Annotated in this window: 12 protein-coding genes; 4 read left to right on the top strand and 8 right to left on the bottom strand. The window is 63.8% G+C overall.

What is annotated here, in order from left to right; genetic code table 11:
• Together IV091_RS11820 and IV091_RS11815 are read left to right on the top strand one after the other, a co-directional pair.
• The coding region (locus IV091_RS11820) for a Maf family protein (RefSeq protein ID WP_293468900.1) at positions 1-204 on the top strand (204 nt) is incomplete at its 5' end.
• Positions 201-968: an SAM-dependent methyltransferase gene (locus tag IV091_RS11815; RefSeq protein WP_293468898.1), complete on the top strand. Its 768-nt coding sequence runs from the start codon at positions 201-203 to the stop codon at positions 966-968. The genes IV091_RS11820 and IV091_RS11815, both read left to right, overlap by 4 nt.
• Before the next feature lie 66 nt (positions 969-1,034).
• Here IV091_RS11815 and IV091_RS11810 read toward each other — a convergent pair whose 3' ends face one another.
• The 4 genes from IV091_RS11810 to IV091_RS11795 are packed head-to-tail and all read right to left on the bottom strand — an operon-like array spanning position 1,035 to position 4,296.
• Positions 1,035-2,081 (bottom strand): S49 family peptidase, encoded by a 1,047-nt coding sequence (locus IV091_RS11810; RefSeq protein WP_293468896.1) that lies wholly within the window; start codon positions 2,079-2,081, stop codon positions 1,035-1,037.
• 21 nt (positions 2,082-2,102) lie between these two features.
• Positions 2,103-2,477 carry a Rieske 2Fe-2S domain-containing protein gene (locus IV091_RS11805; protein ID WP_293468903.1) on the bottom strand — a complete coding sequence of 125 codons (375 nt, stop codon included), beginning with the start codon at positions 2,475-2,477 and terminating at the stop codon, positions 2,103-2,105.
• 10 nt (positions 2,478-2,487) lie between these two features.
• A complete protein-coding gene (locus tag IV091_RS11800) occupies positions 2,488-3,147 on the bottom strand; it encodes an HAD-IA family hydrolase (protein ID WP_293468894.1) in 660 nt (219 codons plus the stop codon).
• 54 nt (positions 3,148-3,201) lie between these two features.
• On the bottom strand, positions 3,202-4,296 hold the full coding sequence (locus IV091_RS11795) for an RluA family pseudouridine synthase (RefSeq protein ID WP_293468892.1): 1,095 nt from the start codon (positions 4,294-4,296) through the stop codon (positions 3,202-3,204).
• Between the two features lie 713 nt (positions 4,297-5,009).
• On the opposite strand from IV091_RS11795, the gene IV091_RS11790 reads away from it, so the two are divergent.
• Positions 5,010-8,156, top strand: coding sequence for an Rne/Rng family ribonuclease (locus IV091_RS11790; RefSeq protein WP_293468890.1), 3,147 nt, complete (start codon positions 5,010-5,012; stop codon positions 8,154-8,156).
• Positions 8,157-8,469: 313 nt separating this feature from the next.
• Here the strand turns inward: IV091_RS11790 and IV091_RS11785 are convergent, their stop codons facing one another.
• From IV091_RS11785 to hemC, 4 genes are read right to left on the bottom strand one after another with little or no spacing between them, the layout of a single operon-like run.
• Positions 8,470-9,759 carry a heme biosynthesis HemY N-terminal domain-containing protein gene (locus IV091_RS11785; RefSeq protein WP_293468888.1) on the bottom strand — a complete coding sequence of 430 codons (1,290 nt, stop codon included), beginning with the start codon at positions 9,757-9,759 and terminating at the stop codon, positions 8,470-8,472.
• Between the two features lie 25 nt (positions 9,760-9,784).
• A complete protein-coding gene (locus IV091_RS11780) occupies positions 9,785-10,921 on the bottom strand; it encodes a uroporphyrinogen-III C-methyltransferase (protein ID WP_293468886.1) in 1,137 nt (378 codons plus the stop codon).
• Positions 10,918-11,787: a uroporphyrinogen-III synthase gene (locus IV091_RS11775; RefSeq protein WP_366806999.1), complete on the bottom strand. Its 870-nt coding sequence runs from the start codon at positions 11,785-11,787 to the stop codon at positions 10,918-10,920. Before IV091_RS11775 ends, IV091_RS11780 begins: the two co-directional genes overlap by 4 nt.
• A 14-nt stretch (positions 11,788-11,801) precedes the next feature.
• Positions 11,802-12,761 carry a hydroxymethylbilane synthase gene (gene hemC, locus IV091_RS11770; RefSeq protein WP_293468882.1) on the bottom strand — a complete coding sequence of 320 codons (960 nt, stop codon included), beginning with the start codon at positions 12,759-12,761 and terminating at the stop codon, positions 11,802-11,804.
• A gap of 102 nt (positions 12,762-12,863) precedes the next feature.
• Between hemC and ppc the strand changes: the two genes are divergently transcribed.
• Entirely contained in the window at positions 12,864-15,752 is a 2,889-nt protein-coding gene (gene ppc, locus IV091_RS11765) for a phosphoenolpyruvate carboxylase (RefSeq protein WP_293468880.1), read from the top strand.
• Positions 15,753-15,850 lie beyond the last annotated feature (98 nt).

The following is a 15,850-nucleotide window of genomic DNA, read 5'->3' as shown; positions in this document are numbered from 1 at the left end:
GTCGAAATTGAAAACTACCTGCGCGCCGAGCAACCCTATGATTGCGCCGGCAGCGCCAAAAGCGAAGGCTTGGGCATTGCGCTGCTCGAATCCATTGAAAGCGATGACCCCACCGCGCTGGTGGGGCTGCCGCTGATTCGGACCTGCAAAATGATCCAGGCGGCCGGCGTGGTCCTGCTGGGCAACCAGGAGGTCTCAGCATGAGCAGCCTGACAAAGGGAAAACTCTACCTGGTTCCCGCACCGCTTGATTTCGGCTGCGACGTCGAAGCCCCCCTTCAGGACGTGATGCCTTTGGGCACGCTGCAAATTGCGGCCCGTCTGTCCTGCTGGATTTGCGAGAATGCAAAAAGTACACGCGCTTATTTAAAACGCATCAATGAGATTGAGCCCCTGGCCAATCCGGTGCAGATGCTGCAGATTCAGGAGCTCCCGCGGGAGGTTCACAAAAAAGGGGACCACACCGGCAATTTTGACGCGCGCCCCCTGCTGTCTGCAGCGATGGAAGGCCGCGACATGGGTCTGGTCAGCGAAGCGGGCATGCCCGCCATTGCCGATCCTGGCTCCTCGGTGGTGCGCGCCGCGCATGACCTCGGCCTTCAGGTCATGCCGCTGACAGGACCCATGTCGCTGATGCTGGCGCTGGCAGCGAGCGGCCTGAACGGCCAGAACTTCGCATTTGTCGGCTACCTCCCGCAAGATGCCGGCGGCCGCTCGCAACGCATCCGGGAACTGGAGTCGCTGGCGCTGAAAACCGGCCAGACCCAGCTGTTCATTGAAACGCCCTACCGCAACGCCGCCCTGCTGCAGGCGCTACTGCAAACGCTTCAAGGCAACACCCGGCTGGCGCTGGGTTGCGGCCTGACGATGGACAAGGGCGTGAGCCGCAGCGCGCAGGTAAGCAGCTGGAAGCGCGACAAACCCGTGGTGCCGCTGGATCTGCCTACTGTGTTTTGCATTGGCCGCTAAGTCGCGCTGGCGCCCATAAAACAAGCCCGCAGGCTGCGGGCTTGTTTGTGATCATTTAAAAAACGCTCAACGCAATGCAGGTATGGCGCTGAAAGCCCTCATAGCGCCCTCTCCAATGGACGCACCAAACTTCTTCGCAAGGCGTTCCGCCACATTGTCGCGGCGGGTGTAGTCAATGATTTCTTCAACCTTGACGACTTCACGGGCGACATAGTCAAGATTTCCCAGTTGGTCAGCCAACCCCAACTCCACCGACTGCTGACCACTCCAGAACAGTCCGCTGAACATTTCGGGCGTTTCCTTCAGGCGATCGCCGCGCCCGGCTTTCACGACACCAATGAACTGCTGGTGAATCTGGTCCAGCATGCCTTGCGCAAATACGCGCTGCGTTTCTGTTTGCGGGCTGAAAGGATCCAGGAAACCCTTGTTCGCGCCCGCGGTCATCAGGCGGCGTTCCACGCCCAGCTTCTCCATCAGACCGGTAAAGCCAAAGCCATCCATCAGCACACCAATGCTGCCCACGATGCTGGCTTTATCAACAAAAATCTTGTCGGCTGACACGGCAACATAGTAGGCGGCTGAGGCACAGGTTTCTTCAACCACGGCATAGACCGGCTTCTTGTGCAAAGCCTTCAACCGCAGAATTTCGTCGTTCATCATGCCAGCCTGCACCGGGCTGCCGCCCGGTGAATTGATCAGCAGTACCACCGCCTGGGCGCCCTTGTCTTCAAATGCAGCCCGCAAGGCGGCATTGACGAACTCGGCGCTGGCATCAGCACCGGCGGCGATTTCTCCCTTGATCTCTACCACAGCGGTGTGCGGCGTCGTCGCTGCGGTCACGGAGGCGCTGCGCTGCAAGGCCATCCACACCAGGAAAATGAAAAATGCCAGCCACGACAGGCGCACAAAGGTTTTCCAGCGGCGCGTGGATTTTTGCTCGCTGAGCGTCGCAAACACCAGTTTCTCCAGCGTCGCCCGCTCCCAGCCGGGCGCAGCCGAATTGCTCATTTCAGCTGATTTTTGAGAAAGGGAAGCGGGCTGCCTGGCCTGCCCTGCATCTGGCTGAGGGTCAAAAGTAGGATCGGTGTTGCCGGGGCGGTTTGAATCGTTCATGGTCATGAGTTTAGAGAAGTATTAAAACGGTACTTGCGTGAGGTTGTAAGCAGAATGCCAATACACGACACCGTCTTTTTCTGAAAGCGTGATCTTGACCAGCCCGCCGCGGCACGGGCCGCCAGCGCATTGGCCGGTGTCAGGCTGGTAGGCCGCGCCATGGCTGGCGCACAGAAGCCACTGACCAGTGGCATCAAAAATCCGGTTGGGCTGCCAATCAAGTTCCATGGCCACATGCGTGCAACGGTTCAGGTAGGCATGCGGCAAGCCGTTATGGCGAATGGCAAAGGCACGGCAGGTCTGACCGGCGTAGTTGAGGTCAAACGGCACGGCCAGCCCGCCCTCCAGCAAATCATGGCTGTTGCACAGCGGCCAAAGGGACAGCAGTTCGTCCATGGCGGGCCTGTCAGGCATGCGCCAATAGCCAGTCGTGCAATTCCCGCACCGAATGCGCGACATGGCGCGGCGCCAGGTCAACAAAGGCGCCAGGCTCGTGCGCGCCGTAGCTTACGCCAACGCTGGGGCAGGCCGCATTGAGCGCCATCTGCAGGTCGTGCGTGGTGTCGCCCACCATCAGCACGCGTTCGGCCGGAATGTCGAATTGCGCCATCAACTCATGCAGCATGCGCGGGTCGGGCTTTCCAGCGGTCTCATCGGCCGTGCGGGAAGCATCAAAAACGCCTTTGAGTTCAACGCTTTGCAGCGCCTCGTTCAACCCAACCCGGGATTTACCGGTGGCTACCGCCAGCAGGTGGCCACGCGCCTTGAGTCCATCGAGCAGGGGCAGCACGCCCTCAAACAGACTCAAGTCATTGAAATGAGTCGCGTAATGGTGCCGGTAACGCTGGCCAAGCTCCGGGTATTTTTCAGGCGGCACATCGGGCGCAGCATGGGCCAAGGCCTGCATCAGGCCGAGGCCGATCACGTAGCCCGCCGCCTGGTCCGTCGGCACCGTGCCGCCTACATCCCGCACTGCTGCCTGAATGCAGCGCACGATGATCTGGGTAGAGTCAAACAACGTGCCGTCCCAGTCAAAGGCAATCAGGTCAAAGTTTCGAATATGCATGAACAGATTGTCGCCGGCTGAACAGGCCCCTACCTGCAGTCGCCGCGCAATTCCTCAGGAATTATCTGACTCTGCAGACGACTGCGGGCGTGCTTCGGCGGCGCGAGACGGCAAGAACTGCTGCAACTCGTCGGGCAGGGCCGCTTGCAGCTGCACCGCTTTTCTGGTTTTGGGGTGATTGAACTTCAAACTCCAGGCATGCAAAAACATGCGCTTGAGCGAAGTTGCACCGGGGGAGGACTTTTGCAGCGCCTTGTTCAACTCGAAATTGCCGTACTTGTCGTCCCCGGCAATCGGGTGCCCCTCGCCGGCCAGGTGCACGCGGATCTGGTGCGTGCGGCCGGTCTTGATCGTGACTTCAAGCAAACTGAAGGGCGTGTCGGGCGCCAGCGGGTTGGCTGCAATGGCGGACTTGACCTTGACCAGCGTCACCGAACGCATGGCGTCGGGATGGTCGTTGGCCACGATCTTGACGCGCCGCTCGCCGTTGGGCAGCAGGTATTTGTGCAGCGCCTTGTCGATGACGCGCTGGTTCGCCGGCCAGTTGCCGCTGACCAGGGCCAGATAGACCTTGTCGGTTTCACGCTCGCGGAACTGCTCTTGCAACAGTTTGAGGGCCATGCGGCGCTTGGCAATCAGCAAGATGCCGCTGGTTTCGCGGTCCAGCCGGTGCACCAGTTCCAGGAAATCGGCCTCGGGCCGTGCCATGCGCAGCTGCTCAATGACACCGAAGCTCACGCCGCTGCCCCCGTGCACGGCCACGCCGGCCGGTTTGTCGATGGCGAGCAGGAAGTCGTCTTCAAAAAGAACCGGAAATTCAGCGGGCGGCGCATAACCGCCGACTGTGGAGCTTGCGCCGTGGCGCGCCACCTCGGTCATCACGCTCTGCATCAGCTGGGCCTTTTGATCGGCCCGCTCCGACGTCCGCACTGGCGGCAGGCGCACGACATCGCCCGCTTCGACACGGGTATCGGCATGCGCCCTGCCCTTGTTGACCCGCACCTCGCCGCTGCGGATGATGCGGTAGACGTGGGTTTTGGGAACCCCCTTGAGTTGGCGGATCAGGAAGTTGTCGAGCCGCTGGCCAGCGTAATCTTCATCCACCGTCACCAGTGTCGCCTGGGGCAACGCGGCGGCGGCAATGGGCACGAAGGGCACCACCGGCGGTGGCTGGGGCTGGGGCTTGGGCGCAAGCGCCGCAGAAATCGGGCGGACAGGCGCTTTTGCCGGGCGTTTTGCCTTGCCTGAAGCTGCCCCTATAATGTGTTTCACTAGCGATACGCTGTAAGTAGTTGATTTGTCTGGAGTTTAATCCACACCAATCCAAAGCCCCTGAAAAGGCCTGCAAACAGCCTCGCTGGAAGGTCGATGCCACTGGTGGCAATTGTCCACGCGCGACGGGTGCCAGGCACCTCGCAACACGGAAATTGCCATGCAGACGAGTCGGCGCTTTGCGAATAAAACTACGGAATACTTATGTGTGCAGCCTGCAGTCACGAACTCAGGGCTGCATTCGGATCCAGGTGAGAACAAGTCCTTTTACGGGTAACCCTCTGATGACAACACGGGTCAGTCTGATTTTTAGTTGCCTGCAGCGCCTCCTGGCCTTGCTCTATGGCACAAATCAGCCTGTAGCCCCTGTACAGCGGGCGCAAACAGCTACTATTTCTGTAGCAAATCCTGCCGGATACTGCTCACTCCATCCACGCGCCTACGCCCAGACCAGAGCAGGCTGACTGAAATTTCAGTGAGCCCGCTTCCGGTCAAAAGCTCTCCGGCAATTCCCCACGTTCGCACTGCGTTGCTCCTGGTGTCGTTCAGCCATTTTTAGGCTTTGGAACGAAGAGTATTTAGGAACACCCATGAAACGCATGCTGGTAAATGCCACCCAGGCCGAAGAGCGCCGCCTGGCGATTGTTGACGGACAAAAGCTCCTCGACTACGAAATTGAAATTGAAGGGCGCGAGCAGCGCAAAGGCAACATCTACAAAGCCGTCGTCACCCGCGTCGAGCCCTCGCTGGAAGCGTGTTTTGTCGACTACGGCGAAGACCGCCACGGTTTCCTGCCTTTCAAGGAAATCTCAAGGCAATATTTTGCGCAAGGCGTGCCGGTCAACCAGGCCCGCATCAGCGACGTGATCAAGGAAGGCCAGGAACTGCTGGTCCAGGTCGAAAAAGAAGAACGCGGCAACAAGGGGGCAGCGCTGACCACCTTCGTCAGCCTGGCCGGCCGCTATGTGGTACTGATGCCCAACAACCCGCGCGGCGGCGGTGTGTCTCGCCGCATCGAAGGTGAAGACCGGGCCGACCTCAAAGAGGCGATGGACCAGCTCGAATACCCGAACGGCATGAGCATCATTGCGCGCACGGCCGGCATTGGGCGCAGCGCCCCTGAACTGCAGTGGGACCTGAACTATCTGCTCAAGCTCTGGACCGCGATTGACGGCGCCGGCAAGGGCGGCAAGGGCGCTTTCCTGATTTACCAGGAATCGAGCCTGGTGATCCGCGCGATCCGCGACTACTTCAACAGCGACATCGGCGACATCCTGTTCGACACCGACGACGTCTACGAGCAGGCCCGCCAGTTCATGGCCCACGTGATGCCCGAGCACGAGCACCGCGTCAAGCGCTACCGCGACGACGCGCCGCTGTTCTCGCGCTTCCAGATCGAGCACCAGATCGAGTCGGCCTACGCCCGCACCGTGCAACTGCCTTCCGGCGGCGCCATCGTGATCGACCACACCGAAGCGCTGGTATCCATCGACGTCAACTCGGCCCGCGCCATCAAGGGCGGCGACATTGAGGAAACCGCGACCCGCACCAACCTGGAAGCTGCCGACGAAGTGGCGCGCCAGATGCGTCTGCGCGACCTGGGCGGCCTGATCGTCATCGACTTTATCGACATGGAAGAGTCGCGCAACCGCCGCGATGTGGAAACCCGCCTGCGCGACGCGCTGCGCCAGGACCGCGCACGCGTGCAGTTCGGCACCATCAGCAAGTTCGGCCTGATGGAAATGAGCCGCCAGCGCTTGCGCCCGGCGCTCAACGAAGGGGCCTCAATTCCCTGCCCGCGTTGCGGCGGTTCCGGCCATATCCGCGACACCGAAAGCTCGGCGCTGCAGATTTTGCGCATCATCCAGGAAGAGTCCCTCAAGGACAGCACGGCTTCGGTGCTGTGCCAGGTGCCGGTCGATGTGGCGTCTTTCCTGCTCAATGAAAAGCGCTCGGAAATCGCCAAGATCGAAATGAAGCAGCGCATCAACGTGCTGCTGGTGCCCAACAAGACGCTGGAAACACCCAACTACCGCCTGGAGCGCCTGAAACACGACGATCCACGCCTGGACAATATCGAAGCCAGCTACAAAATGGCGGAAGATATTGAAGACCAGACCACGGTCACGCGCCGCAGCCAGGAAAAGCACAACAAGCAGGAACCCATCATCAAGGGCGTACTGCCCGATGCGCCAGCTCCTGTGGTCATTCCCAAGCCGCCTGCAGCGATGGCCCCTGCGGCCCCCAAACCAGCAGCACGCCCTGCGCCAGTCGCTACGCCAGCGCCGGCACCCGCCGAGCAGGGCCTGTTCGGCTGGATCAAGCGCCTGTTCAGCGGCGAAGAAACGCCCGTGCCCGCGCCAGCCCCTGCCCCGGTGGTCGTGAAAAAAGACGAGCCAGCCAGCCAGGTGCGCCGTGAAGGCCGCCCTGAAGGACGTGGCGAGCGCTCTGACCGTGGCGGTGAACGCCAGGAGCGTGGCGGCCGTGACAGCCGACGCGGTGGCCGCAGCCGCGGTGAAGGCCGTGGGGAAGGCAATGCCGAAGGCCGCCCGGAAGGCCGTGCGCCTGAACGCCGCGAGCGCAGTCCTGAAGCACGCGCAGAAGGAGGCCGCCAGGAGCGTCCGGCCGGAGAAAGCCGTATTGACAACCGCGCAGAGACCCGCGGCGAGACCCCGATCGAAGGGCTGCCACGCAATGAGAACCGCGAAGGCCGTGGACGCCGCGAGCGCGGGGACCGCACCGAGCGCCCGGAGCGCGGCGAACGCATTGCGCGCGATGCCGTCGAGCAGGATCTGGCATTGGCCAACCAGGCGGCCATGGCAGCAGCCATGGGCGGCGAAGCGGCAGCACCGCGCCAGGAGCGGCCCGCCCTGGACGCCAGCCGTGACGGCGAACGCCAGCCCGGCGGCCGTCCTGAAGGACGCAGCGAGGAACGTGGCGAAGGCCGCCGTGAACGTGGTGAACGGGGCGGCGAGCGCAATGGCCGTCGCAACGAACGCCGTGGCGAGCGCCCAGAGGGCATCGCTGCAGCGCCTGTCGCCGCAGCCCAGGCCGACAGTTTCGATGCGGCGCACCCCGCCGTCGTTGCAAGTCCTGACGAGGCTGGCAATCCGGTCGTGCTGGCCTCATCGACCGAGCTTCCCGTTCGCGCCGAGGGGCAGGAAGAAGGCCAGGAGCGCCCGCAGCGGGAACGCCGCAGCCGTGACCGTTATGGCCGCGAGCGCCGTGAACGCGGTGAGCGCGGGGAGCGCATCGAGCAGCCAGTGGAAGGCAGCGCGCTGCCGGTTCATGCTGAACCGACCGAGCCCTCAGAGCAAAGCCAAGCGCCAGCCCATCAGGAACGGGAGCCAGTAGCTGCAAAATCAGTAGCACCTGTGGTCGTTCCGGCAGTCGCTCATGTCGCACCACCGGTACCTGTTGCTGCGCCTGCGCCTGCACCTGCACCTGCACCCGTGCAAGCGGCGCCGGTTTCCAGTGCCCTGCCCAAGGTTGCGTCTTACGACTTGCCTTTGCAGGATCTGGTGCAAGTGGCACAGAGCTCTGGTCTGCAGTGGATCAACTCCGATGCAAGCAAGATTGCCGAGGCGCAAGCCGCGATAGCCGCTGAAGTTCAGCCCGTGAAGGTTCAGCGCGAGCGTCCTGCGCGGGTGGTGTCGGAAGAAGCGCCCCTGGTGCTGGTCGAGACCAAGCGCGACTTGGGAACCATGCCCCTGCCGTTTGAAAAATCGGTCGACTAAGCTTCACTGCTCCCCTGAAAAAGGCTCCAACTGGAGCCTTTTTCTTTGCCTGTTTTAAACCGGAAAGCAGGTTTACATCCGGCGTGTCACAGATGCGCCTACCCATCTTCAGGCCAGATCGACACACGAGGTCATGCGGGGGTTGCAGGACGCGGGTAGCACACGCCCGCCCTGCCGCGCCAGGCCGCGTTGAACTCACCTATCACGGCATCAACCGGCGAGCATGCAGAAACCGGCTAATTATTTTCCGGGTTAATCCGGTGCGCAAATGCTGCGCCAGCCAGCCACCAGGCATGGCGCCTGCGCCGGAATTTCAGGCCTGTGCAGCGCGCTTGTAGGCTTGGGCTGCGGCTTCGCCGTCCTGGCGCTGCTCAGCCAAAAGCGCAAGCGCCCGCCAGGCATTGCGGCGCAGCCCGCTGTCCTGCAAAGCCAGCGTGGCCTGCGACAACAACTGCTGGGCTTTGCCCCAGAGCTGGCGATTCAGGCAGGCCATGCCCGCCAGGTACTGGAGGTTGGCATCACGCGGACGTCCGCGCTGCGCCATCTCGATGCGGGCCAGCCAGCTTGCATCAAGGCTGTCCAGTCCGGCTTCCAGCACCGCGATCAGTTTGGTGTTCAGCTCGTCGCCCATGCTGGCGCCGGGCTGCATCATGCGGTCCCACACCTGCAGCAGCCAGGAGCGGGCCAGTTCGGCATCGCCGTGCAGCGCCATGAGGCGCGATGCCGCATGGATCACCACCTCGGGCATGGCGCGTTCGCTGCCGTCCAGCGAATGCCAGGCTTGCTGCAGTTGCACCGGGTCATGCGCCTCGTTGAGCAGCGCCAGCGCCAGGCCGCGCACCAGGCTTTGCGCAGCGGCCGGCGAGAACGCGCGGTGCTTGGCCAGCAGCCGTGCGGTCTCCAGCGCCTGCGCGGTCTGCTGCGCCTGCCGGGCCGCGCGCAGCTTCATGCGCAGCGCCAGCGTGCGCCTGGCCGCGCCCAGCGGCAGCTGGCCCAGCCACTCCAGCGCGGCGCCGGCATCGCGGTCCTCCAGCGCCCAGCGCGCAGCGCGAAACTGCACGGCTTCGCGCACGCCCTGCGCGCTGCGCTGCTCCGACGCCTGAAGCGCCGACTGCAAATGCTGCGCACGCACGGCATGGTTTTGAAGCGACTGGGCACTTTCGGCCACCAGCAGGTGAGCCAGCGCGCGCAGCTGGCTGGCGCGACTGTCGTGATGCCCCCATTCATGGCCCGACGCATCCGCATGCAGTGCCAGGCTCTTTTCCTGCGCCAGCGCATTCTGGGCCGACTTGGAGGCCCGGATATAGCGCCCCGCCAGCAGGTGCGCCAGCGCATCCATGACCGCGCCGTACATGGCGCGTTCTTTTTGCTGGGCGCGCCAGCGCTGGGCTTCGGCCGGCAGCGACACCACGGCCGACATGGCGCGCAGCGCCAGGTACAGCACCATGAACAGCCCGGCCAGCAGCAGCATCAGTAAATTAAAGGAGATATCAACCCGGTTCGGTGGCCAGAACACAGTCACCACGGCCTGATTGTTGCCGGCAAACAGGGCAACTGCCACGGCCACGCCAAACAGGGCCAAAAACCAGAGAGCGGCGCGCATGATTGACTTGTTGCCCTTCTGCCGGTTACCGGCCTGCAGACGCAGTGGCCAGGGCCGTCAGCGTGTCGTCCAGGCGTGGCAACTCGCTGGTTTTCAGCTGGCCTTGCACCTGGGCCAGCAACTCGCGTGCCGCCTGGGTTTTGCGCGAAGCGGGGTCGAAGTACTTGCCCAGCCAGGCGCTGGCGCTCAGCAGATCGGCACGCGCAGAGGCCGTCTGGCGCGACAGCAATCCCAGGCGGGCATTGAGCAGCCGGAGCTTGAGGTTTTCACGCAGGAAAAACGACTGCTCGGGCGCCAGCAAAGCCGCTTCGGGCTGCTCAATGCGGCTCACGCGCAGCAACTGGCGGGCGCCATCCCACAGGCCGCCCAGCATGCGCTGCGACCAGCCCTGAAGCGCCTGCTGATCAAAGACATCCCGCCAGGATGTGCCGGATGCGGACGCGGGCGCCGCCGGCGAGGAAGGCGGGGTCGCCACGCGAAGCGTGCCGCTGGCCGGCATCGCGTTGGCCACCGGCAATTCATCGACCAGGCCGACAAGTTCGTCGAGTTTGAGCATCAACAGCGGCACATCGGTGACGGTCGCGGCCTTGATGCGGTCCAGATCCCGCGTGATGGCGCGCTGCAGGGGACCCAGACGCGGTTGAGCGGCCCGCGACAGGCGCTGGTCGGCAGACTTGAGCGCAGCAATCAGGGGCTCGGCACTGCCGGTGAGTTGCGCTTGCTGCTGCGCCAGCCGCAGCGCAGACTCCATGTCCACGACCAGGTTTTCATCACGCGAGCGCGACAGGCTCTGCATGAGTTCTTCAAGCTGGGTGCGCTGCAGGCTGACCTCGCTGATACGGGTTTCCTGCATGGCCAGCCGCCCGGACAACTCAAGCATGCCCTCCTGCGCCTGGCGGGCCAGGGTGCGCGCCTCGACCGACTGCGCGCTGGCGTCCAGGCTGCGGCGGGCCAGTTCTTCCTGCACGCTGCCGAGCCGTTGCCATAGCAAAACACTGGACGCCAGCGCGGCCGCAGCCAGGGCGAGCGACAACAGCGCCCACTTGCCGGGCAGCAGCGCCGCTGGTGCGGCAGTCACGACCCGTCCGCGCTCGGCACTGCCGTCGGGTACAGACCCGGCATCGGGTGCGGAAGGAGGGAGATCGGGGTAGCGGTCGCTCATGGATGGCTTGATTCTATCGAGGCGAGCGTGTCCCTGATGTCCTTCAGTGCCGGGCGTGACGCCACAACAACACCCCAGCCCACCGCCCGCACGGCCAGGGCAATGCGCGGATGGGTGGCTACGGCGCGGGCACGGCTCCACGCCGTTCCCGCCATTTCGGGCATGTGGACCAGGTTGGCGACCGCCTCAGAGCTGCTAAACAACCAGATAGACCCATCGCTGCTGGCCGCCCTGGCACGCTGAATCTGCGCGTCTGTCAGCTGCGGCGCGCGGCGCTGGTAGACGCCCACAAAGTCGACCTGGGCCCCGGCGGAGGCCCACTGCCGGGCGATCCAGTCACGTCCAGACGAGGGCGCACCGCTTTGGGCTCCTGAGTTTTGTCCGCGTACCACCAGCACCCGCCGGCCCTGCCAGTCGCGCCGGCCCACCACGTCCCACAGCGCTTCGGAGTCAAACTGCTGTGCGTCGGCGGCCGGTGCGTCAATCTGGCTAGCGGGAACGCCCGCCGCGATCAGCGCAGCCACGGTGCCCGGGCCGGGCGCCATGAAGCGCAGGCCTTGCGGGACCGTTCCAGGCAGGTTGTTTGCTACTTTTTCAATAGCATCTTGTCCCTGTAAATACTGGGGCAAGGCCTTATTTGACTTGAAAAAATAGTCCACCGCATTACTGCTGACAAACATGCAAACGTCGTAGCGCTCCAGCGTCTGCCAGGCCTCGGCCAGGGCCTGCGCACTGGCGGCGCCGCTGGCGGGCGCAATTTCAATCAGGGGCAAAGCCTCGGCCGCCACACCGCTTTGCTGCAACTGCTGCACCCAGTGCCGGGCGTCGCGGGCCGGCCGTGTTACCAGCACACGGAGCGCTTTCACGCCAGCGTCCGGCATCAGGCTGCCGGTGCGTTGCTGGCCCAGACTGCGCCACCGGCGCGAAGCTGCGCCGCCACCGCTTCGCCCAAGGCCTCGGCCTCGTCAAAACTGCGCACCTCAGCGCTTTGTTGCACCTGCACCAAAGGCGTCGGCAAGGCGGCACCGTCAGTGGTCGCTACACCCACCGGGTCGCCCCAGGCAGCATCCAGCTGCAAGGCATGCCCGGGGCCGGCCGTCACAAAGGCGGCCAGCGGCATGGAGCAGCTTCCGCCCATGGCGCGCGACACCGTGCGCTCGGCGGTCACGGCCAGCCAGGTCGGCTGATGGGCTAGTGTGGCCAGCGCCTGCACCAGATCGGCGCGATCGGCGCGCACTTCAATTCCCAAGGCGCCCTGCCCGGCGGCCGGCAGCATGTCACAGGGGGCAAACGCGCTGCGAATGCGCGACGCCAGGCCCAGCCGCTTGAGCCCCGCGGCGGCCAGTACAACGGCGGCGTACTGGCCTTCGTCGAGCTTGCGCAAGCGCGTGTCGAGGTTGCCGCGCAGCGGTTGAATGTCCAGATCGGGCCGCATGGCCTTGAGCAGCACCAGCCGGCGCAGGCTGGAGGTGCCCACCACCGCGCCCAGCGGCAATTCGGCCAGCGACGCGAACTGGTTGGACACAAAGGCATCGCGGGGGTCTTCCCGCTCCAGCACGCAGGCCAGCGCAAAGCCTTCGGGCAGGTCCATCGGCACGTCTTTCAGCGAATGCACCGCCAGATCGGCCCGGCCTTCGCTGAGCGCCACTTCCAGCTCCTTGATGAACAGGCCCTTGCCGCCCACCTTGCTCAGGGGACGGTCCAGGATCTGGTCGCCCAGCGTCGTCATGCCCAGCAGTTCGACCTGCCAGCCCAGACGATCCTCCAGCAGCGCCTTGACATGCTCGGCCTGCCACATCGCCAGACGACTTTCCCGGGTGGCGATCACAACTTTTTTCACAACATTCCTGACGGTTTCAAACTCTGTGGACACGCGTAACCTGTTGGTATTTTTAAGGGGAAGTGAATGCTAGCATGCGAGCTTCAGATACATAAGGCAAAGATGGTCACTTCGGCACACCCACAAAAAATCAGGAAAAGCACAACCGGCAGCGCCAAAATCGCTGACAACAAGGCGCCCACCCGGTCCAGAGACAACGAACGCCCGCTGGTGGAAGACATCCGGCTGCTGGGCCGCATACTGGGCGATGTGATTCGCGAGCAGGAAGGCGTGGCCGCCTACGAGCTGATCGAGCAGGTGCGCAAGCTGTCGGTGGCCTTCCGGCGCGACGCCGACCAGGCCGCCGACAAGGCGCTTAAAAAACTGCTCAAAGGCCTGAGCGGTGACCAGACCGTCAGCGTGATCCGCGCATTCACCTACTTCAGCCACCTGGCCAACCTGGCCGAAGACCGGCACCATATCCGCCGCCGGACCATCCACGAGCGCGCTGGCGACACCCAGGAAGGCAGCATTGAAGTGGCGCTGGCCCGCCTGCGTTGGGCCGGCATTGCGCCCAAGACCATCGCCAGCACGCTGGCCCACAGCTTTGTCTCGCCGGTGCTCACCGCCCACCCGACCGAAGTGCAGCGCAAAAGCATTCTGGACGCCGAACGCGCCATTGCCCAGCTGCTTACGGGGCGCGATGAAACCAAAGCGCTGGCGCAAGCCGTGCCGGTGACCAAGGACGCGCTGACGCCGCGCGCGCTGGCCGCCAACGAAGCCCAGTTACGCGCCCGCGTGATGCAGCTGTGGCAAACGCGGCTACTGCGCTTTTCCAAGCTCACGGTGGCCGACGAGATCGAAAACGCACTGAGCTACTACGAAGCAACCTTTTTGCGCGAGATTCCCAAGCTCTACGCCAACCTGGAACGCGAGCTGGGCGACCACCCGGTCCACAGCTTTTTGCGCATGGGCCAGTGGATAGGCGGCGACCGCGACGGCAATCCCAACGTCAATGCAGACACGCTGAATTACGCGCTGGGCCGGCAGGCCGATGTCGCGCTTCGCCACTACCTGACCGAAGTGCACTTTCTGGGCGGCGAGCTGTCGCTGTCGGCCATGCTGGTGGACTTCAGCCCCGAAATGCGCCTGCTGGCCGAGAGCTCGCCCGACACCAGCGAACACCGCAAGGACGAACCCTACCGCCGCGCCCTGACCGGGGTCTATGCCCGGCTGGCCGCCACCCTCAAGACGCTGACCGGCGGCGAAGCGGCACGCCATGCCGTGGCGCCGCAAAATGCCTACGCGCTGGCCGAAGACTTCCTGGCCGACCTGCGCACCATTGAAACGTCGCTGCGCAGCCACCACGGGCAAGCGCTGATCGCCGAGCGCCTGCACCCGCTGATTCGTGCCGTGGAAGTGTTTGGCTTTCACCTGGCTACGGTGGACCTGCGCCAGAGTTCCGACAAGCACGAAGAAGTGGTGGCCGAACTGCTGGCCGTGGCCCGGGTCGAGCCCGCCTACGCCAGCCTGGACGAAGCCGCCAAACGCGCACTGCTGATGCAGCTGCTGAACGACGCCCGGCCCTTGCGCGTGGTGGGCACCACCTATTCAGCGCACGCCCAAAGCGAGCTGGCCATTTTCGAGGCGGCCCGCACCGCGCGCGCGCGCTTTGGCAAGGAAGCGATTCGCCACTACATCATCAGCCACACCGAAACCGTGAGCGATTTGCTGGAAGTGCTGCTGCTGCAAAAGGAAGTCGGCCTGATGCACGGGCTGCTCGAAGATGTGCAGGACAAGATCGGATCCCGTTGCGACCTGATCGTCGTTCCGCTGTTTGAAACCATTGAAGACCTGCGCAATGCCGCGCCCATCATGCGGGCGTTCTATGCCTTGCCCGGCGTTGCACAACTGGTGCAGCGCAGCGGCGCAGAACAGGACATCATGCTGGGGTATTCGGACAGCAACAAGGACGGCGGCATTTTCACCAGCAACTGGGAGCTGTACCGCGCTGAAATCGCGCTGGTGGAACTGTTTGACCAGCTGGCTCTTTCGCACAACATCACCCTGCGAATGTTCCATGGCCGGGGCGGCACCGTAGGCCGCGGGGGCGGCCCGAGCTACGAGGCCATTTTGGCGCAACCCCCCGGCACGGTGCGCGGCCAGATTCGCCTGACCGAGCAGGGCGAGGTCATTGGCTCCAAATACGCCAACCCCGAAATCGGCCGGCGCAACCTCGAAACCCTGGTCGCGGCCACGCTGGAAGCCACGCTGCTGCAGCCAACCAAGCCCGCCACCCAGGCGTTTTTGCAGGCCGCCGACCAGTTGTCGCGCGCCAGCATGGCCGCCTACCGCGCGCTGGTGTATGACACCCCCGGCTTCACCGAGTATTTTTTCAGCGCCACGCCAATCCGCGAAATTGCAGAACTCAACATCGGCTCGCGCCCGGCGTCGCGCAAGGCCTCGCAAAAGATCGAAGACCTGCGCGCCATTCCCTGGGGCTTTAGCTGGGGCCAGTGCCGCCTGACGCTGCCGGGCTGGCTGGGCTTTGGCTCGGCCATCGAGCAGTTTTTGGGCCAGGGTGGCAGCCCCGCCAGCCGCAAGGAAGCGCTCGCGCTGCTGCAAAAAATGTACCGCCAGTGGCCGTTCTTCAAAACGCTTTTAAGCAACATGGACATGGTGATGGCCAAAAGCGACCTGGCGCTGGCGTCCCGCTATGCCGAGTTGGTCAGCGACGCTCGGCTGCGCAAAAGGATTTTCAGCGCGATCGAAGCCGAGTGGCACCGCACGGCCGAAGCGCTGGCGCTGATCACCGGCGAAAAAAACCGGCTCGCCGGCAATGCCGCACTGCAGCGCTCCATACGCCACCGTTTTCCGTACATCGACCCGCTGCACCATTTGCAGGTCGAACTGGTGCGCCGCTACCGCGCCGGCCAGGCCGACCAGCGGGTGCAAACCGGGATTCACATCTCCATCAACGGAATTGCGGCGGGCTTGCGCAATACGGGCTGAGCGGGCTAATGCGCAGTGTCGGTGCTGTCCTACAAAAAGGCCAGCGGGTTCTGATGCCGCCCGGGAGTTTCGGGTCATAACATAGGGTATACGCCAAT

This window comes from Polaromonas sp., from assembly GCF_018780625.1.
GTDB lineage: Bacteria > Pseudomonadota > Gammaproteobacteria > Burkholderiales > Burkholderiaceae_C > Polaromonas.
Note: the sequence above shows the minus strand (reverse complement) of the source record. Positions and strands in the feature narration are given on the sequence as shown.

Coding starts and splice junctions, on each gene's coding strand:
- IV091_RS11815 (WP_293468898.1), top strand. CDS start 201: ATGAGCAGCCTGACAAAGGGAAAACTCTACCTGGTTCCCGCACCGCTT.
- IV091_RS11810 (WP_293468896.1), bottom strand. CDS start 2,081: ATGAACGATTCAAACCGCCCCGGCAACACCGATCCTACTTTTGACCCT.
- IV091_RS11805 (WP_293468903.1), bottom strand. CDS start 2,477: ATGGACGAACTGCTGTCCCTTTGGCCGCTGTGCAACAGCCATGATTTG.
- IV091_RS11800 (WP_293468894.1), bottom strand. CDS start 3,147: ATGCATATTCGAAACTTTGACCTGATTGCCTTTGACTGGGACGGCACG.
- IV091_RS11790 (WP_293468890.1), top strand. CDS start 5,010: ATGAAACGCATGCTGGTAAATGCCACCCAGGCCGAAGAGCGCCGCCTG.
- IV091_RS11785 (WP_293468888.1), bottom strand. CDS start 9,759: ATGCGCGCCGCTCTCTGGTTTTTGGCCCTGTTTGGCGTGGCCGTGGCA.
- IV091_RS11780 (WP_293468886.1), bottom strand. CDS start 10,921: ATGAGCGACCGCTACCCCGATCTCCCTCCTTCCGCACCCGATGCCGGG.
- ppc (WP_293468880.1), top strand. CDS start 12,864: ATGGTCACTTCGGCACACCCACAAAAAATCAGGAAAAGCACAACCGGC.